This window comes from Paenibacillus sp. LPE1-1-1.1 (genome assembly GCF_040676435.1).
GTDB lineage: Bacteria > Bacillota > Bacilli > Paenibacillales > Paenibacillaceae > Pristimantibacillus.
The window spans coordinates 600,660-622,035 of record NZ_JBEGHY010000001.1; the positions used below are offsets into that span (position 1 = coordinate 600,660).

Sequence of the window (21,376 nt, forward strand, 5' to 3'; positions counted from 1 at the left end):
AGGCACCGACGTTACATCGGCGCCGCCATTTTTCAAACTACGGGTTAACGATATCTGTTACTTCCTGTGTAATTTGGTCTCCGCCTTGCTTCTTCCAATCAGCCACGAAGGTATCAAAGGTATCTACTGAAGCCGCGCCCATCACGATCTTCAAGAACATTTCATCTTCCATCTTCTTCAGGTTGACCCATCGGCTCTCCATCAATGGCGTTTGCTCGTAAATCAAACTCGGTACATCCTCCATGCTCGTATCGACAAGCGGAGTCCCGCCTACCATTATCGAGTAAGCCCGCGTCCAAATGCCCATATCGGCGCTTGGATTCCATGTTTCAATGCCCATTTGATCGTAAGGCTCGTTCTTTACTTTCTTAATATCTCTCAGATCGGATGCAAGCAGCTTATAGCTAACGTCTGCTGCGTAATCCTCAGGTTTCTTCGTGCCAGCCAACACCTCGCGTATCGCTTTAACCGTATATTCCGTTTCGTCGGAAGGCGCATATACCAGGCGGAGCGGATAAAAGCCAGGTCCGCCTTTGCTTGGATCAAAGGTCGCTTCCGCTTCATTTTTAAACAAATTGTTCAGCATTTTCATCGGCGCTTCGGGATGCTCATAGCCCTTGCGGACGACAACAAACTCACTGGAAGGCGTACCGATATGCGGGCTGAATTTGCCATCCTTATTCAGCGGCAGCGCATAGGACTGCCAGTTTGCTTTCGGATCATTCTGGACGGCATCGGATACCGGTCCATAGCCCATCCACCATGGTGCGAAGAACATGCCTGACTTGCCGCTTACAACCGGCTCCTTCGAATCCTTACGCACAGCCATTTCCGGATCGATGAGACCGGCAGCGTACATTTCGCTCAGCTTAACAAGCGCTTCTTTTGTTTCAGGAAGGGTAGAGCCATACGCAGGCTTGCCGTCTGCTCCGTTAACCCAAAAGCCTGGGTACGCGCCGAAGGCAGAGAAGATAGCGTCAAAGCCATACAAATTATTTTTCGATTCCAGGAAGTTCGCATACATCTTGCCGTCGCCGCTCTGCGGACCGGAAATACCGATGGTATCCGCCTTGCCGTTACCATCCGGATCCTGCTCGACGAAGGCTTTTGCAACCTTCTCCAAATCCTCAATTGTTTTTGGAGCCTCAAGGCCCAGCTTATCCAGCCAATCTTGACGAATCCACATCGTATGAACACCGTCTGCTTTCAGCTGGACACCGGGGATGGCCATAATTTTCCCGTCAAATGTAACCGCTTTTAATGCAGCGCCGCCTGTGCCTTCGATAATTTCCTTAATCGTAGGGGACGCAAAGTTTTTGTATACGTCTGTCAAATCCGCCAATTGATCGGCCTCGACCATTTGCCGCAGTTCAATTGGTCCTACAACCATGGCATCCGGCAGATCATTACTGGCAATAGCCAAACTAATTTTTTGAGGCATGTTCGCACCCGATGCCGTAAAAGTGTGCTCCACCTCAATATTCAGGTTTTCCTTGATGTTGCGCGTATATTGATTGTCTAGAGGCGTATCTCCGGCAGGCAAACTCTTGTCAGTGGGATCAACTTCCATGCCAATACTGATTTTAATTGGCTCCGCGTATTTGCCAAACGGGTCCTGAGGAGCTTCCGAATTGCTCGGCGTATTTGCGCCCTCCGCATTTGTTCCTTTATTATTTGGGGAATTGTTTGCATTGCTGCAAGCGCTGATCACAAGCAGCATAATCAGAAACAGAAGCAGTTTGCTTTGGTTTTTTTTATTCATATTGCACCCCTTCTTTCGCGTTGATGTTTTTCTTACTCTTACAATAGCATAATGAGACCGTTCTCATGGTTAGAGTACGGTCTCATAATAAGGTGGGGAAATGCTCTAATTTTGTGGCCTCAATCGCGGATTTTAGAGCGATCGGACATTTGTCTCCCTAAGTTTTGGACGATTGTTCACCTTCGCGGCGAAGCTGCCGAAATTCGCTTGGAAGCAGCCCTGTATGCTTGCGGAAAATCCGGCTGAAATACTTCTCATCCGCGTAGCCCGTATGCTCGGCGATCCAAAAGATCGTCTTATTGGTCTTCGTCAAATACTCCTTCGCCTTGTCTACGCGAAGCTGCCTTACATAATCATTGAAGGTTGCGCCCATAATGTCCCGAAAACATTGGCTGAAATAGCTCCGGCTCATGTTTACCTGCTGGCAAATGCTTATCACATTCAGTCGTTCGGCAAGACCGGCATGTATGAGCTGCACGGCCTTTACGATACAATCCTGTACGTCTGACGAATAAAGAGATCTGCCTAATGCCACGAGCAGAAGCTGTCGGGTCCTCCCCAGCCAATCTTCAATGTGTACCCAAGCGTCCATCGAAGCCGGCGGTTCAAGGCTGCTTGAAGATGCCGGCTGATAAATCCGATTCCACTCCACGATCCACTGGTTTAATTCATTCACAAGCTGAGAAGAAGGCATTCGCAGCTCATACAATTGCTCGACAAGCTGCTCATATTGCGCTGGCTTGTGGACCCACTCCAATGACAAGCCTTTCTCCCGTACGGATAAAAGGGATGCTTTGTCCACCTCAGTCGGCTGTTCCTTTATATGAGAAACGGACAATGAATAAATCTTGATATCCTCTCGATAATCATAAAAGAAGCCGCTGGCTTTGTACGCAATGAGCAGTCGTTCTGCCTTTGAGATGGCCTGTCCCTCCAAGCCGCTTAGCTCCAGAAGGCATAGCTCCGGATGATCCGCTGCCGCCTCGGCTAATTGCTTTCCAATCTGGGTAGCAGCCTGTTCATCGGCCGGCAGCCACAATCTTAAATGAGGCATGATCTCGCGTTCTGTCGTTTGACCGGCCGGAATCGGTACGTTTGACCGCTCCAACTCCTTGTCCTCGGGCGCGACGGTGATCATCGCATACCCTGTATCCAAACGGAGCGCTTCATTGCCCCGCTCTTTCTCCTGCGCCTCCAGCTTCGCCTGCTCCTCGGCTATACGTCCGCAAATCCGCCCCAGTACCTCCTCGAAGTTCTCCTCCTCAAGCTGAACCTTGGCAATATAGTCAATCGCCCCAAGGCGCAGGGCCTCCTGTATATATTCAAAATCCTGATGCAGGGTTAGAACGACGATAAAGATATGCGGATACTGCTTGCGTACGACTCTCATCAATTCAAGCCCGGACATGATCGGCATCGCCAAATCGGTCAGCAGTAAATCGACCTCCGCAGCTGCCAGAAATTCAAGCGCCTTCTCGCCATTTTTAGCTTCTCCAATAACATGCATATCAAAATCATGCCAGGGCATCGCCGAAATCAGCCCTTTTCTTACCAGTTTATCGTCATCCACGACCAACACGTTCATCATCTTGGCTCACCTCCCTGAAAGGTAATGTAAGGCGTATGGTTGTGCCTTTGGAAATTTCGCTTACAATGTCCAGCTTCGCATGACCCTCATAATAGGACTCAAGCATCCGTTTGACATAGCTCATACCGATCCCCATGCCGACCTTCTCCTGCGGGTTTTTCGGCTCGTTCAGCAGCTCCTCAATTTTCTCTTGCGAAATCCCCGCCCCGTTATCTTGGATCGTAATCTCAATATGTTCTTTCTGCTTTACGTCTACCTGAATATAGCCATCGTCATCTAGACCGTGGTACAGTGAATTTTCCACAAGCGGCTGCAAAATAAAACGGGGTACCGCTGCATCCAGCACATCGTCCTCTACTTCAATCCGTACGTCGAAAGCAAAATCATAACGGATTTGCTGCAAAATGAGGTACTGCCTGAGCGAATCAATTTCTTCTCTTATGGTAGATTTCTGGCCTAGTTTGCCCAGATTATAGTGTAGCAGCTTATTTAAGGACAGCACCAAACGGTCAATTTCCTTCTGCCCGTTCATCACGGCCAGCCAATGGGCCGTATCCAGCGTATTCATAAGAAAATGCGGATTTATCTGGTAAAGCAGCTTCTCCACCTCAAGATCAGCTCTTCGTTTCTCCTTCTGCTCCACCTCCTGAAACAGGTTTGCGATTTGATTCTTCATATTATGGAACTGTTTTAGCAGATAATTGAATTCAGGGATAGTGGTGCGAACCACTGGAGACTGAATGCGTGTGCTGATCACGTTTTTCATCTCCATATTAAACTGGTTCAAGGGCTTATAAACCATCTTCCATAGCAGCCAAGCGAGAAGGAGACCAATACTCGTAAATAAAGCAAACAAATAGATCATCTTTATGATCCAGCGGTTTTTCTCCTCGTTATAATCCTCTTTCGGGATAAGCGACACTACGCTCCAGCCCTGGTTGCTTGTGCCCTTAAACCAATAATAGCCGTTCATTAGTCCGGAATCCCCGTCCACCGCATGATCGGACGGTTTGCCGTCCGGAGAAAAATAGCCGTTCTGGGGAAAGATGCTACCGGCCTCGCTGTAGGCGATTCGGCCATCGTTATCGAGAATGAGATGAAACGAGTTTTTGCCGATTCGATCGCTTTCGAGAATACTTTGCGTCAGTTTAAAGCCTGATTCTATATAGACGTAAATACCTTCACGGCCAGGAACATCCACCCGCCGCAGCGCGGAGAGCACGAACTCATTATTATACATGCTGTTGCTAATATGCGGACCGTAATAAGTGATCCCGTAATAGGAGGCAAGCATAGGCAGCTTACTTAACGAGAAATCATCTCTTATGGCATTGTTTTGAAACAAATAGCTATCTTCATTCTTAAAATAGTACATGACTAAGTTTGTAGACGGATTCGTGAACGTAATCAGATTCAGCTCCGTTTGAATATCTTCAATTAAGACGGCTTTCTGATACTGCTGGGTTGCGGATAAATACTGCTCCAGCATCATACCGACGCTGCCCGGATAAGCCAATTGCTGCGATACATGATTCAAATTGCTTATGGTCGTCTCCAATGATAATTGGACTTGATGCAAATTGCTTTGAACCCCGGAATTTAAGTTTTTGCTCAAAATTAAAGTAATCGCATGATTAGAGACCAGCGCGGTACAAAGGAACGGGATGATCGTGCTTGCAGCGAAAATTAGAATGATTCTCTTTTTTAAGGTTAAACTCTCAAACGATATAATTCCGAGCTTTGCTATAAAACGCTTCATCCGATCGACACCCTTGTCTTCGTTTTGAGGATAAATGTGTACATTCCACATTCTTAGGCCCTTTGCGATACTATTGTAAGCGATTCATTCTAGTTATACAATGTGAATCACTAGACACTAGAGTTAGATTATGCCATGCCATAAGCAGCAGCCGATACACCTGAGACATCCAAATAATTCAAGAAACTTATATAGTACATAAGCTTTCCGGTAAACTTGAGCAAGTAACGTATTGAATTATCGCCCATCCCGTTTCCCAAAAAAATTAATTAGGCCGCTAACATTAAATGTCAGCGGCCTTTACAGGCAGGGATCTTATTTATTTCTCTTAGAATTTTTTTTATTCTGAAATGGATGTTTAGTAATTCATCGAGATCCTGACTAATTTTTAATAAGTCTGAATATGGCAAAGAGAGTGATACTGCTATATTTCTAAACGGGTACGATACGAAGCCATTGCATTGCAGCAGGCTGTCCTTTAGCCTTCAAAACTAACCGATGCAGACCATCGTTGGCATAGAAATGTTCGTGCAGTTTAATTGTCTGCCAGGAATCTCCACACGTATCGGCTATACCGATAAGATCGTCATCCACAGTAACTTCAATTGCCCCAAACTCTTCCATTCGAAAGCATAATTCTAAAGTAAATTCAAACGTGGAACTGAAGGATGGAACAGTAAATTCATAGGCAAGCCAATCATTTGGGGCAAGTTGTACATATAAAAGCTCATCCGTCTGCCATTCTTCACCCTTCATATGTTGAAAATGAGGTTTATCTCTTTGTTCTTCAACAAATCGGATATCCGTTCCGTCATTTACTCTAAAACCAATCTTCTTATCACATGGTTTCCCAATGCCGAAACTTGTACCCTCACCTTTGTAACCATAAAAGATTGCAGGAATACGAACTGGAGGCCTCCGGAATAAAGCATGAACGACCTCTGATCGATACACGCAATGTTCAAACAACAAATTGTTTAGGTATTCCCACAGGATCCTCTCTGCGGTTTCCGCATCCGGTTTCTTTCCACCCTCCAGATAGTCAACGAGCAATTTCCAGCTAAATGGCATATTTACTGAACAAGGAGAATTGGTACAGTCCATCTTTTTCCATGTCCAGAAGTTCCAGGATATATCGTGATCTTCATACAGTCGAAATACGCCTGCAAACCAATCGCAGTTGTTTTCCCCGCCTTCGCCCATGAAAATCGGAACGTTCCACTCATTCTGTTTGTCCAAAAATGACTGTATGCTTTCCGTATCCGGGTTACTCCAATATTTATGGAATTGCAGCATGAGATTGTCGTCAATCTTCTCGTCGAAAATGGACCAATCGGTAGCCCAGTGCACACCTTCCAAAATAATCATATGCCGGTCATCCACTTCTCGGATGGCGTTCACGATCTCTTTATAAAGCGGCATGACTTGATCGTTATATTCCGAGAACCATTGCGGAAGCGGCTCATTCAGCAGGTCATATCCTGCGACGATCCATTCCTCTTTATAGCGTTCCGCGAGCAATTTCCATAATGCGACCGTTAATCGTTTATTCTTATCATCCATGAATAATTCCGGCTTATCATGTTCCGAGTCGTCGATATTCGTACCCGTTTGTCCACCGGGAGCACCATGTAAATCAAGGATGACATAAAGCGAGTGTTCACGGCACCAGTCAATAACTCTGTCAATGATCTCGATACGTCCATTGATAAGACGCAACGGTTCTCCATCCTCGATAAGGAATCTGACACTTATCGGTACACGAACGGAGTTGAATCCTTCGCTCGCGATTTTTTGTATATCTTTTTCCGAAATATAATTTTCGTAATAGATATCCCAAAACTGTGCGGATTTTTCTTCTCCGACTAGTTCTTTAATCATGCGTTCGATTCGGCGAGGACGGTCACCTTGATCGGGAAACCGCCACATATAGCCTTCAGGCAGCATCCAACTGCCGAAGCCGACGCCCCGAAACAGGATTTCTTGGCCGTTGCCGTTAATGATTTTTCTGCCAAAGGCTTTTACGAAACCTTGTACCTCTATGGATTTTTCCATCGTCTGCATCCTCTTCCTTTCCTATTAACCTTTAATTGCACCTTCTGCTATACCGCTTAAAATATATTTTTGCAGGAGCAGATACAAGACAATAATCGGCAGCATCGTCAGCACCAAAGAGGATAGAATGGCCGACCAGTCGTTGTTATACTCGCCAAATAGCATGTTCGTAGAAATCAAAAGTGTATAATATTTGGAATCTGTTAACATAAGCAGCGGCAAAAGAAAATCGTTCCACATCCACAAAGCATTTAAAATAGCTACTGTTGCCGTTATTGGCAGAAGCAATGGCAAGATAATAGAAAAGTAAAGCCGAAATTCACCGCATCCATCCATCAAGGCAGCTTCGTCCAGATCCCTGGGAATCGATTTTACGAATCCATGGTAAAGAAATATCGCGAGAGCTACCCCCAAACCAATATAAATCAATCCCAGTCCGTATGATGTTCCTTGCACTTTCAGTTCCTTAGCGATTTTGACCAACGAAATGATTATGGAATGAAACGGGATTAATGACGATAAGACAAATAATCCAAACAGAAAACTGCTTACCTTCCCAGGCGTCCTCGACATCTTATATCCGGCCATGGAAGCAAAAAGGATGATTCCTGCTACCCCGATAATCGTTACGACTATGGTATTCCCAAAACTGTTCAGATAATCGATTTTGTGGTATGCATCAACATAGTTTCCGAAATCCAATCGTGTGGGAAACGACAATACATTCGTCAGCATTTCCCCATCCGGTTTAAAAGAATTTAATAGCGCCATGTAAATGGGGAAAAGAGTAAAAATAGAAGCAATTATTAATACAAGAAAAATAAAAGCATTTCCGGCTCCGCGCCCGATTGGTCTATTGTTCGAATGCCTCTGTGCCATTATGCCTCTACCTCTCTTCTCTTCATAATCAACAATTGGATGAGTGTAATTAAGAGGACGATCAAGAATAGGATAATAGCTTTAGCGCTGGCATATCCGAACCGCTGGTTGAAACGAAAAGCTTCTTCCACAATGTTTATGGCGATTACCTGCGTTGACCTTCCCGGCCCTCCTCCGGTTAATGCAAATACGGCGTCAAACACTTTAAATGAAGTGCTAAGCGCTAGGAAAATACCGATTGTTAGCGCCGGATATATCATGGGGAACGTAACATGGCGAAAGATCTGAACTCCGCTGGCACCATCTATAGCTGCTGCTTCTTTCAACTGCACGGGTACACCTTGCAAAGCGGCGATATAGATGACCATTTGATACCCTACCCCGCCCCATAATGAAAGGATGATGATGGAATAGAAGGAATAGGCCGGATCACCGATCCAAGATTGATCTAGAAAGCGGATACCGGTAGACTCAACAAAAGATGGCAGTACTTTCGTAAAGATGAACACCCACATGAATCCGCCGATGATCAAGCTGAGCATGTTCGGCATAAAAAATATAGTTCGAAACCATACTTTGCTCTGCCGCCTGGATTCCACAAAGACTGCCAAGAGTAAAGCAATGACATTTTGCAGCACAACCATATAGATTACATATTTCAATGTAAACCATATTGATTTCATGAAATAAGCATCCTTCAGCGCCTCGGTATAATTGGAGAATCCCACCCAGTCATAGGTGGGATCCAATCCATTCCAGTTCGTCAAGCTGTACATCACGCCCCCGATTGTAGGGGCGATGGTAAATACAGCATAGAATAATAATGCCGGAAAGACGAAGGCGAGAAGGATGACCGTTTGCTTGTATTTTTTTGTTAATTTCATAATCCGTCACTCCCGGTCACCTGTTTGTCATTCTTATTGCGCTGCTTTAACTGCATTTGCCCATGCCTTATCCATCGTGCTGATGAATTGCTCTTTGGTAACCTCTTTAACGAAATAGCTTTGCAGCAATTTGGCTTGTTCGTCTGTAACGCCATTTGGCAGTTTGAGATCTTGGTATGCTTTACCTTGCGCCACATATTCGGAAGCTTCATTCACCCAAGGGAATACTTCGTATTGATGAACGCTCGACACTGGATTGAACTTCAGTTCTTGGAACAATGCAGACGAATCTTTCTCATCCAAGATATAGTTCACGAGATCAAGCGCCACTTCTTTATTCTCGCTGGTTTTCGATACGGCAAGCGTAGTGGAGGTCGACAAGTTGATCATCGTTCCAGCGGCATTGTTGCTAACCGGGAGTGGAGCTACGCCAAACTCAAAATCAGGATTTACTTTTAGAAGCGTTTCTGCATTCCATGGTCCTTGTATCCACATCGCAGCTTTTCCGTTCGCAAATTCAGTGGAGCCCGCTTCATTGCCTACTTCAAAAGGTTTATCTGTTCCGTTTGCATTAATGAGATCGATAATATTGAATATCCCTTGAACATCTGCATAAGATGCTTCGCCTTTGTTCATTTTTTCGATCCAGTCCGGATTCTCAGAGGAAATGATTCCACCAAGGGAAAGAGCTGTCATCAGCTGAGGCACCCATGACTCTTGGAAAGCAAGCAAGAATGGTTTTATTTTAGCCGCATTCAATTTATCTACGGCTGCTTTCATTTCATCAAGCGTTTGTGGAGGAGTGATTCCAACATCGCTAAAGATCTTTTTGTTGTACAAGTACCCCCATGCCAAGCTCTCAAGCGGAAGGGCTACAACTTTGCCGTCAAGCGTTACGGTATTCTTCACGCTATCATATAAGGTTGCAATTGCCGGTTGACTCGTAAGATCTTCCAAATATCCAGCTTTTTCATACGTTGATAGATCGTTGGCATGTACATCAAAGATGTCGGGTGCGTCATTGGAAGCCAGGCGCGCTTGAAGAACTTGTTTAGCCTGGTCTGGATTAGGCATTTCGAGATCGATCGTAACATTGATATTTTTCTCAGCTAATTCTTTGGCTTTAAACTGTTCAAAATACTTTTCAAATTGATCCTTGAAACGCGGTGATCCTATTTGCACTTTCAGTTCTACTTTCTGTGCCTCTTTTTTCGGTTCTTCCGTGTTTCCGCCAGAAGTTCCTTCATTGGTAGCCTGGGCCGCATTTCCACTGTTTTGAGTGTTGTTAGTGCCGCAAGCCGTAATTGACAACATCAACATAACGCTTACAAGTCCCAAATAAAACGTTTTCTTCATTGTCTTTTCCCCCTTAAGTGATTAGTACATCCTTAGTATAGGGTAAGTTTTTAGGAGGATCATTAGAGCCAATTAGCAACTATTGTTGCACAATATTGATAACGCTTACTTTTCGATTTCCAGTTCGAGATAACACTCAAACGAAACAAACAAAGCCCCTTTTCTAGGGCTTTGTTTGTTTTCATATTCATAAGATAATAAATCATACCATTACGGCTTGGTCAGCTCAAAGTTATCGAAGGTCGCCCAGTTGTTCGCATTACCGTCCGACCATATACCTACTTCGATTTGACCGTTTGTCACGGGAATGCTGTTGATCGCATACTGTGTCCAGTTGCCCACGGCTCCTGTTATCTGTGTGTTCAGTTCCGCACCGCCATACCCTTTAGCTACGAGCTTCAACACGTTAAAGCCTCCACCGGTGCGTACCCATACGCTGTACTTGTATGTTCCGTTTGGAACCGCTACAGTCTGGGTCGTCAGTTGCGTAAATGCGGATGAAGCAAAGTGCACCATCTTGTAGCTGCCATCAAACGGATTATCCTGTTCTACCAACTGTGAAGCCGGTCCTCCGTGCCAATCCGTCCATCCGGACGTGTTACCCCATTCTAGTCCCCCATTGCTCAAAAGATTCGCAGGAACCAGTTCAAAATCATCGAATACCGCCCAGTTGTTTGCGTTCGCATCCGCCCAAACTCCGACTTCGATTTGACCGTTTGTTATTTTGATATTGTCTATCGTATACTTCGTCCAACCGTCGCCGGCGTTGGATGAGATAATCGAGGCTAGCTCAGAAGCAGCACCTACCTGTTTAGCAAACAGATTAAGCTTCTTCTGGCCCCCGCTGCTGCGCGCCCACGCACTAAATTTGTAAGTTCCATTCGGAACGGTTAGCGTCTGCTTTGTCAATTGCTGATAGGCCGTTGCTGCCCAATGGACGAGTTTATAGCTACCGCTGCGCGGATTATCCGTATCCACGCTTTGAGCGTTTGTCCCACCATTCCATGAGGTCCAATTCGTTGTGCTGCCCGTTTCGAAACCTGCATTAGTCAGTAAATTTCCGCTCGGGATTGATGTTGTCGGGATCAACTCCAGCCAGTTCAAGTTCCATCCGCCGGAGGCAGCTTGCAGCCGTAGCGTCTGGACGCCAGCACTTAGCGTCACGTTCTGCGACAGCGTCGTCCATGTTTGCCAACCGCCGGTGTTCGGTACGGAATAGGTGGCGAGAAGCGATGTGCCGTTCTTCAATTGTACCGCGTTGGCGGGACCCGTTTGGCTCGCCATCCGGAGACGAACTTTGTACGTCCCTGAAGTCGGAACGTTAATTCTGTAATCCAGCCAGTCTCCCGTATCCATATAACCGACGCTTAATCCGCCATTCTCGTCGAGCGCGGCTTCCGTTTGAACACCGTATGAAGCATTATGGTTTTCGGCCTCGATTATTCCAGGAGATTTTTTTGTATTCATTGCCGAAGTGTTTAAACCGAATCCATATGGAAATAGGGGTGAATAATCAGTATCGTTCGAGTTATTCGGGATTTGCGACATGCTTCTAGGCCAGGTCAACGGTAATTTACCCGTGAAATCGTAGTCGCCGAATAAGACATCCGAAAGTCCATTACCCTCGGTTCCCGGCAGCCATGCGGCTACGAACCCTTTCCAATCCGGAAGCTGATTGGTCACGATCATAGGCCTGCCGGACAGCATGATAACCACCATCGGGACGCCGGAACTTTTCACGTTGTTCAACAGTGTTATATCATCCGCACTGAGCTCCAGATCTGGTCTCGGTTGCCCTGTACCAACATCGCCGACCATTTCGGCCGAAGGATATTCGCCAATGACAACAATGGCCACATCATTTCCGGCTGCACCGGTACCGGAAGTAGAAAACGTTACATTCGCTGAATTCGTAACGGCGCCTTGAATCCCTTGCAGGATTGTCGTTCCCGGTGTAATGCTGCCCGGAGAACCCTGCCAGGAGATCGTCCAGCCTCCGGACTGGTAACCGATATCGTTAGCTTTTGTGCCGGCTACGAATACTTTTGAAGCTTTGGACAACGGTAATATATGATCCTCGTTCTTGAGCAGCGTCGCCGATTTACGCACGGCTTCACGGGCAACCGCCCGGTGTTCCCCACCGCCGAAAGTGCCGCCGCTGATCAAGCTTCTATCCGCGTAAGGAGATTCGAATATCCCAGCCTCGAATTTAACACGCAGGATTCGGCTTACTGCATCGTTGATTCTGGCCTGAGAAACTTGGCCGGTATTGACTAGGTTTTTGAGCGTCGAAATAAAAGACTGCCAGTTGTCCGGCTCCATAAACATGTCGATGCCCGCATTGACGGTTGCTTTGAGCGCATCCGAATAATTCGAATAATAACCCTGGTTGACGAGTGCATAGGTGCCGTTCCAATCCGAAACGACCATGCCCGTAAATCCTAGATCCTGTTTCAGCAATTCCGTGATCATATGGTAATGGGTATGTGCCTTTATATTATTCCAAGTGGTCAGTGAAATCATGACTGTTCTCGCACCGGCAGCGACCGACTCACGATAGGGTTGGATGTAGGGATCCAGTTCCTGTTCGGTCAGGGTTACGTTGCCCTGGTCGTCACCATTCGTAGTTGTGCCGTCCCCTACCCAGTGTTTAATGCTGCCAACCACTTTAGTACCTTTCAGAAACCCGCTGTCCGTCGGAAGACCCTGCAGACCTTGCGTATAAGCGACGCCCATTTGGCCGACTAAAGAAACATTTTCCGAAAAGCCTTCGTACGTCCTTCCCCATCTAATATCCTGCGGAGCGCACAAGCATGGAGAGAAGTCCCACTGAATTCCCGTTGTCCGGACCTCTTTGGCGGTTACTGCGCCGATGCGCTTCACCAGATCTGCATCCCGAGTAGCGCCCAGACCAACATTGTGCGGGAAGATCGTGGCTCCGTAGACGTTATTATGTCCATGAACCGCGTCCACTCCATATATAATCGGAATTTGCAGGCGGGTTTGCATCGCGGCGGACTGGAACGCATCGACGGTATCCGCCCATGCGGTCGGAGTGTTCGGTGACGGATTTGATCCTCCTCCGCTCAAGATGGATCCGATGAAATTATCCTTCACCTGTGTTGTGGTAGCGGTTAATCGCTCCACTTGGAGCATCTGCCCTACTTTCTCGTCCAGCGTCATCCGCGACAAGAGATCCGCAACCCTTGTTTCAATCGAAAGAGCAGGATCCTGGTAAGGAAGGAGAGCTGCAGAAACGCTGGTCGGCAACACCGATGCCATTGATACCACTATGCAGCTAATGAGAGCGATGGAGATACATTTGCGATACATGTTTCGGATATTTACGGAATTCATAACAACCTCCTATATTGGAGAAGCCATCCCTAGAGACAGCAATATGCCTAAACGGGATGGCTTCTCAGAACTTGGTTTACTCTTAGCGGATCTTACTCATAAGCCCTGAACTCTGCAATTGACCACCAGCTCGTGGAGTTTTGCTTTAAAGTGATCTTGATGTAACGGCCTTCCGTTATCGGGAAGTTGGCCGCAACGACAGGCCCGGTACCTTCGCCGTTCGCAACCGTCTTCCAATTCGTATTATCGTAGGACATCTCCACGGTAAATTCTCTTGCATAGTCGTTAATATTGGAACCCGAATCCATGACGATATGATTAATCCATTGATTGGAGCCCATATCAACCGTGAACGATTGACCGCTTGCTTGGGCCGCACCGTTGCTCCAACGGTTAGCGGTGTTACTATCCAGTGCGCTCGCAGTTGAACCGCCCGATTCCGTCGAAGTTGCAGCGGCCGTCCATCCGGTCCGGCTCTTCTCAAGTTCACCGTATACGTTCAGTTCGGTAATCGTCCACCAGTTTGATGCTGTGCCTGTTTGGACTACCTTCAGATAACGCGCCGTCTGCGGTGCGAAATCTACAAGAATAGGAGCGCTGCTTCCGGAACCGCTTGCTATAGTTGACCAAGTTGTGCCGTTGGTTGAAACTTGAATCTGATAACCTCTCGGATAATCGGCCGTAAATGTACCTGCATCAATCAATACCCGATTGAATGTTTCATTACGTCCAAAGTCCACTTGATAATACTGCCCATTTGCCTGTGACGCTCCGTTAGCCCACCAAGTGGAATTGCTTCCGTCGATGGCTCTTGACGGAACATTTCCGGACGTATCGGACGATGATGCTGTTGCCGTCCAACCACTTTTGTTTAGCATCGGCTCCGAATACACGTGGAACTCGGCAATCGACCACCAGTCCGGTCCGGTCCCGGTTTGGACGACACGTACATATTGTGCATACTGAGGCGTGAAGGTCATGGCCTGCTTCCAACCGAAGCCCTGTCCACTCTTCACAGTCGTCCAGTTTGTCCCGTCATTCGAGACTTGGATCTGATATCCTCTTGGATAATCCCACTTGTCCGTGGTCTTTGTTTCGAAAGAGATCTGGTCGAACACCTTTTTCGAGCCCATGTTCACCTGGAACCATTGGCCGTTCGATTGCGCTGCGCCGCTGCTCCAACGAGTAGTCGTGCTCCAATCGAGCGCGTTCGAAGGCGAGCTGCCCGATTCGGTAGACGAAGCGGTTGCCGTCCAGCCTGTTTGGTCGAGCGGGACGGTCGCCATCCACGGATCGCCCTTCGCGAACTTTTTGACCGTGTTGATGAAGCTGGTATTCGGTTGGAAATTGCTCGTTCCAAATTGTTGAAGCTTGGTTGTAATCGTGGAAGCATTATCATTGTTGATTACCGGCACCGGAGCCGGATTGCTGTTGTACAAACCCCAGTAGCCGCCGACGCCTTCATTCATGTCACCCTTGACCTTATATGTCCAGTTGGTCCAGGAGGCATGGATCGCGTTCAACCCACCCATCCATTTCGACCAGACATCGTCATAATGATAGAGCGAATATTCGCCGAGAAGAACCGGAACATCCCAGTCGTTTTGCTTGGAAACCATCGACTGGATCTTGTCTTCAACCATGGTGTTTTGCGCATTCCAGTCTTTTCCGTTCGGCATATCGTAAGGATGCACTTCATATACGACATTCGTCCATCCTTTTACGCTTGGCGCTACGATATTGCCCCAGTCAAAGAATGCTGCAATATAAATCGTGTGGTCGGGGTCGATGGCGCGAACAGCGTCATACAACCGGTCATAGTAATCCGCCTTCTGGTTCACGTCATCCGTGTCCTCGCCATAGTCAATCAACGGCTCGTTCATCAGATCGTAGCCTGCTATCGCCGGGTTGTTCTTGTAGCGGGTCGCCATCTGCTGCCAAATGTCCACGGCCCAATTCTGGTATGTCGTATTCGTCCAGAATTCGTTCGGGTTCGGGCCAAAACGTCCGCAGCTGCCGAACGGGCAATCGCCGCCGGGCAGGGTATGCAGATCCAGCAGAACATAGAGGTTTCTGGAAGCCGCTTCGCTAACAAGCCAGTCGATTTTTGTCCAGGCATTGGATTTCCACGTACCGTCATCGTTCAGCAGCTCATTCCAGCCAATCGGCAAACGGATCATGTTCATACCCATGCTAGCGATATTGTCCAGGTCGCCGGATTGTATCCATGTATCCTGGTGCGTCGTGACCAGGCTTTCTGCCGTTGTGGCGCCGAAACGCTGTTTATAGGTTGAATTCATCGAGAAATCGTCGTTGTTGAGGTATACGTTCATTTCCCCGATCGTCCACCAGTTCGTGGAGCTGCCTGTTTGTGTGATTTTAAAGTAACGCGCGGTTACGGCAGGAAAATTGATCGGTGTGGCCTTCCGCTTTCCTTGGCCGCTTGCAATCGTTGTCCAGCTCGTGCCGTCCTTGGACACCTGAACGGTATAGCCGCGAGGGTAGTCCTGCTCTGACGACGTGTTCTTCTCGGTATCAAGAATAATCTGGTTGAATGGGATGTTCGCGCCCATATCGACCTGGAACCATTGTCCGTTAGTCTGAGCAGCGCCTGTTGTCCAGCGTGTGCTTGTATTGCCGTCTTTAACATTGCCAGATCCAGCACCTGTGCCGCTCGAAGATGCCGTTACAGCCCAGCCGGTCCGCTCCAACGCATTGCTGGAGAAGAGAGATACGTCAGCGATCGACCACCAGTTGGCACTACTGCCTGTCTGTACGATCCGGACATAGCGCATATAAGAAGACCACCAGAATTCCGCAACAATAGTGCGGGAGGATCCGTAAGCGCTTGCATATTTCGTCCAGTTTACACCGTCCGATGAGCCGAGCACCTCATAGCCGCGCGGATAGTCGCCGGATGACGAAGGTCCGGCATCAATAATGACCTTGGCAACATCCTGCCCCGATCCGAGATCGATTTGGAACCACTGGCCGTTGGTTTGTGCCGCTCCGCTCGTCCAGCGTGTATTCACATCACCGTCAAGTGCATTGGCGGCCGAAGTTCCCGAACCGGTAGATGAGGCAGTTGCCGTAAGTCCCGTGTTGTTCATAGTCGGGTCCGAGAAAACGTTGAACTCGGCAACCGACCACCATTCAGCAGCATTCGTTCCGGTTTGAACAACCCGAATATATTGCGCCACCTGTGGAACGAACCTGATAATCGTGTTCTGGGTGCTGCTTGAACCGCTGGCAACATCCTTCCACGCCACACCATCATTTGATACCAGCACTTGGTAGCTTACAGGATAATCTCCGTTAAACCCTGCTGCGTTAACATAGATTCTGTTGAAGTAACCGACATATCCCATATTCACCTGGAACCATTGCCCGCTCACTTGTCCGGTGCCGGTATCCCAGCGCGTCGTATTATCACCGTCGATTGCATTTCCGGCGCTGGCGCTCTTTACCGATGCAGATGCGCTCCAACCGGTCCGGTCAAAAGCAAATTCACCGGTAGGGGACATCCAATCCTCAAAACTTAGCCATCCACCCAGATTTGTGCCGCGAAGGTTTACAATATCCCCTGTTCCGGAATTCTTCTTGATGAATTTCCCGTCTGTTTTCAGGAAGTCGTTGGAAGTGAATGATGCATTGGCCGTAGGCGGCTTCGGTAGTGTAATCATAAGTTCCATCACGACAGCCAAGGATAGTACGAGTGACAGCAACCGTTTAATCTTCATCATTTCGTCTCCTTTTTTCATAATAAAATTAATTTATAAATTTAAATTTTTGAAAATTTATTCATTTTTAAGTAATTCATTCAAAAACATATATATGCTAGTTTGTTGCCCACCCCTTTTTCTAGCTATATTAAATACTCAAAATTAAAGCGTTTACATTTAATGAATAATTTACAATCCTCCTTTTTTTGGTATGCCTCAATTCTAACGAATAGCGAAGGATTAAATCTATTCAGAATATTAGCAATAATTTTTGTACTATATTGACATTCCTTGCTATTACCTGCGTTAAACCCTGCCTGTTCCATCAGAAGGAATGTCCTTAGATCACGTTAGCTAGATTAGAAACATCAGCGAAATATTATTCAGAAGTATAACAATTATAAACTTTACATTTTGGGAATGATTTTAATAAAAAGACTAAATAGGAGGGTTAAATTTGGATGTGTGGCATGTATGGGAATGCAATCAATGCGGTTCAACATTGACAATAAACTACGATGCAAACGATGATGATTATAACAGGATTAAGAATTGCGGGTGTAAGTTTGAGGGTGTATTAGAGTGGAAGCATAATTATGATGATGTGCATAGTAATTGATGTAAAAATTGCCTCGGACATAAGTCTGAGGCAATTTTACGTTTCCAAGTTTGTAAACAACGAGCAGTCAATTATTCCTCAACCTTAGCCCCTTCAATATCCCAAATTCGGAGCCACTCATTATCTACCTTAATGCGTTCTTTCAAAAGATCAATTTTATTCACTACTCCTATGACGTTACGCTTCTCTTTTGGGTGAAACAACTCCATATTAATTTCTACTCGATGTTGCATCGACCAGCTATTCTCGCCGGCCATTCACTTTCATACGGCCGTACTCGATCAACCGAAAATACTAGCGTTTCAAGACGATGAGTTAATCGGATCTGGGCGAATTGAAGAAGATTAACGCATCCCTATTTTTTTATTGAATGAATATTGAAACACATATTAGTCAGTGTTAATATGATAAAAAGAATCATATTAGAATATACTGATATGAGATGGAGGAATTAATCATGGGACAAAATATATTGGATGTAAAAGCAAAATTCATCCGTGGTTTTAGCGACAAGACGAGACTTCAAATATTGGAATGTATCCAAGACCAAGAAAAAACGGTTTCTCAAATTGTGGATCAAATCAGTGGGAATCAATCGAATATTTCGCAGCATTTGGCTTGTTTAAAAGGTTGTGGAATAATCGTTGGGCGCCAAGAAGGTAAATTCATTTATTACAGTTTGCGAAGCGAACAAATCAGGCAGCTGCTTTCGATGATGGATGATGTTTTCCATCAGGTTGAAGAAGATGTTGCTGCATGCGAGAGAAATGAACAACTGGAATGCTGTACAGGGAAAGCGGAGGTGCAGACCAAATGAGTGATGAAATTCATAGGCCTAAATTTAAAAAAACGCTAACTTTAATTCATTCTGTTCAAGACCAGGCTTGTCCTGATGACTGCTGTAATGAACCAAAACCGAATGCGTTAACTAGTTTGCCGACGATGAATGGGGTCTCTGCTCCTTCATGTGCAAATGGCTGCTACGAGTTTATGGTACACGGAATGGATTGCCCCGCCTGTGCCCTTACAATTGAAAAAAGCGTTAGCAAAATAAAAGACATTCAATCTGTCAGCGTGAATTACAGTACGGGTAAAATGCAGGTTACTTCAGACAATCCCTCTGCTTTCGAAACACTTAATGGTGATGTTAAAAAATTGGGTTATGCACTGGAACCTCTTGAGAAAAAAACAAACACTCGTACTTATAACATTGAGGGCATGGATTGTAGTTCTTGCGCTATGACCATTGAGAACCATTTGAAAATGGTTCCCTCCGTTAAAAGTGTAACTGTCAATTTTTCTTCGGGAAAGGCGAAAATTGAACACGAAAACAGTGCGGAAGAAATTATAAAAGAAGTTCAAAAGGCAGGTTATAAAGCAAGTTTGGTTTCAAAAAAAAAATCTAAAGTCGAGCAAAAACCTTCTAAATCAAGCACCAATCTTCTTGTACTCTCTGCTGTCTTAATAGTACTTGGTTATCTCGGTTCTTTAAGCGGTGTATCCTCGTTCATGATAAGCATGCTTTATGTGGCATCGATTATTATCGGCGGTTATAAACCCGCTAAAAGCGCATTTTATGCGATCAAAAGCCGTTCATTGGACATGAATGTGCTAATGACAGCCGCTGTCATCGGAGCAGCTGCTATTGGTCAATGGCTTGAGGGTGCTACGGTCGTTTGGTTATTTGCGCTAGGCAACGTTCTGCAAACAAGGTCCATCGAGAAAACACGAAATTCCATACGGAACTTAATCGATCTTGCTCCCCCAGATGCATGGGTCAAAGTCGGTACAAATATGATTAGAAAACCCGTAGAAGACATCTCTATCGGAGACATTATGATTGTAAAACCTGGAGACAAAATCCCACTTGATGGAGAAGTAATCATTGGGGAATCCAGTGTAAATCAGGCTCCCATCACTGGTGAATCAATTCCCGTTGATAAGATCGTTGGCGATCAAGTATTCGCAGGCACAATCAACGAACACGGATTGCTTGAAATAAGGGTTACCAAGCTAGTTGAAGATACAACAATTGCTAAAATCATTCACTTGGTTGAAGAAGCTCAAGAACAAAAAGCCCCCACACAGGCATTTGTCGATAAATTCGCCCGCGTGTATACGCCTATTGTGTTTGTGCTCGCTCTTGTGGTTATGATCCTCCCTCCACTTTTTAGTTTCGGGGATTGGGGAGAATGGTTTTACAAAGGGTTGGAACTCCTTGTAGTGGCATGCCCTTGCGCGCTCGTCATCTCTACGCCCGTTGCTATTGTTTCTGCTATCGGAAACGCGGCCAAAAACGGTGTTTTAATCAAAGGCGGTGCTTTTTTAGAGATCGCAGGTAAGATTTCAGCCGTGGCGTTTGATAAAACGGGCACCCTTACCGAAGGGAAACCTAAAGTAACGGAGGTTATATCTGTTGGAGATTTAGAGCATGACGTTTTATCTGTCGCGCGAACATTGGAAGAGTATTCTACTCATCCTATTGCGAAAGCCGTAGTCGACCATGCAAATGACAAAGGAGTACCGTCTTTAAAAGGCGAACAGTTCCGTAATATCGTTGGTAAAGGTATCCAAGCGGTTATTAGTGAAACCGAATATTTTGCTGGTAACCTACGACTGTTTCAAGAGCTGAAAACGCCTCTTGGTCAAACAGAGTCTCTCATAACCTCCTTGCAGCAAGAAGGAAATACGCTTGTCATTGTAGGAACTAAAGATAAGCTAATTGGAGTTATCGCGGTTGCAGATACGGTTCGTGAGAGCGCGGTAAATGCTTTGAAGAGCCTTAAGCAAGCAGGAATAAACCAAGTTATCATGCTTACGGGAGACAACGAAGGAACAGCCAAGAAAGTAGCTGCCCAAACGGGGGTAACCCGATATTTCGCGGAGCTGCTGCCAGAGGATAAGGTTAAAGCCATTCGAAAGCTTCAGAAAGAAGGAAACATCGTTGCGATGGTTGGCGATGGAATTAATGACGCGCCTGCACTGGCAACGGCTGATCTTGGCATTGCTATGGGCGGAGCAGGAACAGACACTGCCATGGAAACAGCAGATGTTGTTTTGATGGCCGACAACTTGGAGAAGCTGCCGCATACCGCAAAGTTAAGCCGCAAAGCACTGAAGATCATTAAACAGAACATTTGGTTTTCAATTGTTGTGAAACTTGCTGCTCTGATTCTTATCTTTCCTGATGTACTTACCTTGTGGATCGCCGTAATGAGTGACACAGGCGCAGCATTAATTGTTATTCTAAACAGCATGAGATTGCTAAAAATCAAAGGATAATCGAAGGACCCTTGTCCTTCGTTTCCATATTTATAAGCAGCGGTTACGTAACTTTTTCATTTTTCTTTTCTACAATACGTTTGTATTGAAACATTGATTATATAGAGTCTAGG

The 21,376-nt window shown here is 46.1% G+C and carries 11 protein-coding genes; 2 read left to right on the top strand and 9 right to left on the bottom strand.

What is annotated here, in order from left to right:
- Positions 1-37: 37 nt before the first annotated feature.
- The 9 genes from MRBLPE1_RS02960 to MRBLPE1_RS03000 form a co-directional block, all read right to left on the bottom strand.
- A complete protein-coding gene (locus MRBLPE1_RS02960; protein WP_364141323.1) occupies positions 38-1,762 on the bottom strand; it encodes an extracellular solute-binding protein in 1,725 nt (574 codons plus the stop codon).
- 157 nt (positions 1,763-1,919) lie between these two features.
- Positions 1,920-3,350 carry a response regulator transcription factor gene (locus MRBLPE1_RS02965; protein ID WP_364141325.1) on the bottom strand — a complete coding sequence of 477 codons (1,431 nt, stop codon included), beginning with the start codon at positions 3,348-3,350 and terminating at the stop codon, positions 1,920-1,922.
- Positions 3,325-5,109: a sensor histidine kinase gene (locus tag MRBLPE1_RS02970; protein ID WP_364141327.1), complete on the bottom strand. Its 1,785-nt coding sequence runs from the start codon at positions 5,107-5,109 to the stop codon at positions 3,325-3,327. The genes MRBLPE1_RS02965 and MRBLPE1_RS02970 overlap by 26 nt, the downstream gene beginning before the upstream one ends.
- Before the next feature lie 432 nt (positions 5,110-5,541).
- The gene (locus MRBLPE1_RS02975) at positions 5,542-7,164 is read right to left on the bottom strand and encodes a glycoside hydrolase family 5 protein (RefSeq protein WP_364141330.1); all 1,623 of its coding nucleotides are present in this window, start codon (positions 7,162-7,164) and stop codon (positions 5,542-5,544) included.
- Between the two features lie 24 nt (positions 7,165-7,188).
- Positions 7,189-8,043, bottom strand: coding sequence for a carbohydrate ABC transporter permease (locus MRBLPE1_RS02980; RefSeq protein WP_364141332.1), 855 nt, complete (start codon positions 8,041-8,043; stop codon positions 7,189-7,191).
- Complete coding sequence (locus tag MRBLPE1_RS02985) at positions 8,043-8,927, bottom strand: carbohydrate ABC transporter permease (RefSeq protein ID WP_364141335.1); 885 nt, start codon at positions 8,925-8,927, stop codon at positions 8,043-8,045. The genes MRBLPE1_RS02980 and MRBLPE1_RS02985 overlap by 1 nt, the downstream gene beginning before the upstream one ends.
- A 33-nt stretch (positions 8,928-8,960) precedes the next feature.
- Entirely contained in the window at positions 8,961-10,283 is a 1,323-nt protein-coding gene (locus MRBLPE1_RS02990; RefSeq protein ID WP_364141338.1) for an ABC transporter substrate-binding protein, read from the bottom strand.
- Positions 10,284-10,493: 210 nt separating this feature from the next.
- On the bottom strand, positions 10,494-13,640 hold the full coding sequence (locus tag MRBLPE1_RS02995; RefSeq protein WP_364141341.1) for a glycoside hydrolase family 3 N-terminal domain-containing protein: 3,147 nt from the start codon (positions 13,638-13,640) through the stop codon (positions 10,494-10,496).
- Between the two features lie 92 nt (positions 13,641-13,732).
- Complete coding sequence (locus tag MRBLPE1_RS03000) at positions 13,733-17,380, bottom strand: discoidin domain-containing protein (RefSeq protein ID WP_364141343.1); 3,648 nt, start codon at positions 17,378-17,380, stop codon at positions 13,733-13,735.
- A 1,055-nt stretch (positions 17,381-18,435) separates the two neighbouring features.
- Between MRBLPE1_RS03000 and MRBLPE1_RS03005 the strand changes: the two genes are divergently transcribed.
- Positions 18,436-18,798, top strand: coding sequence for an ArsR/SmtB family transcription factor (locus tag MRBLPE1_RS03005; protein WP_414698842.1), 363 nt, complete (start codon positions 18,436-18,438; stop codon positions 18,796-18,798).
- Positions 18,795-21,263: a heavy metal translocating P-type ATPase gene (locus MRBLPE1_RS03010; RefSeq protein WP_414698826.1), complete on the top strand. Its 2,469-nt coding sequence runs from the start codon at positions 18,795-18,797 to the stop codon at positions 21,261-21,263. Before MRBLPE1_RS03005 ends, MRBLPE1_RS03010 begins: the two co-directional genes overlap by 4 nt.
- Positions 21,264-21,376: the final 113 nt, after the last annotated feature.

Excerpts from the sequence above, each read along its gene's own strand:
- MRBLPE1_RS03000 (WP_364141343.1), bottom strand. The coding sequence starts at position 17,380 with ATGAAGATTAAACGGTTGCTGTCACTCGTACTATCCTTGGCTGTCGTG.
- MRBLPE1_RS02965 (WP_364141325.1), bottom strand. The coding sequence starts at position 3,350 with ATGATGAACGTGTTGGTCGTGGATGACGATAAACTGGTAAGAAAAGGG.
- MRBLPE1_RS02985 (WP_364141335.1), bottom strand. The coding sequence starts at position 8,927 with ATGAAATTAACAAAAAAATACAAGCAAACGGTCATCCTTCTCGCCTTC.
- MRBLPE1_RS02990 (WP_364141338.1), bottom strand. The coding sequence starts at position 10,283 with ATGAAGAAAACGTTTTATTTGGGACTTGTAAGCGTTATGTTGATGTTG.
- MRBLPE1_RS02995 (WP_364141341.1), bottom strand. The coding sequence starts at position 13,640 with ATGAATTCCGTAAATATCCGAAACATGTATCGCAAATGTATCTCCATC.
- MRBLPE1_RS02975 (WP_364141330.1), bottom strand. The coding sequence starts at position 7,164 with ATGGAAAAATCCATAGAGGTACAAGGTTTCGTAAAAGCCTTTGGCAGA.
- MRBLPE1_RS02980 (WP_364141332.1), bottom strand. The coding sequence starts at position 8,043 with ATGGCACAGAGGCATTCGAACAATAGACCAATCGGGCGCGGAGCCGGA.
- MRBLPE1_RS03010 (WP_414698826.1), top strand. The coding sequence starts at position 18,795 with ATGAGTGATGAAATTCATAGGCCTAAATTTAAAAAAACGCTAACTTTA.
- MRBLPE1_RS02960 (WP_364141323.1), bottom strand. The coding sequence starts at position 1,762 with ATGAATAAAAAAAACCAAAGCAAACTGCTTCTGTTTCTGATTATGCTG.
- MRBLPE1_RS02970 (WP_364141327.1), bottom strand. The coding sequence starts at position 5,109 with ATGAAGCGTTTTATAGCAAAGCTCGGAATTATATCGTTTGAGAGTTTA.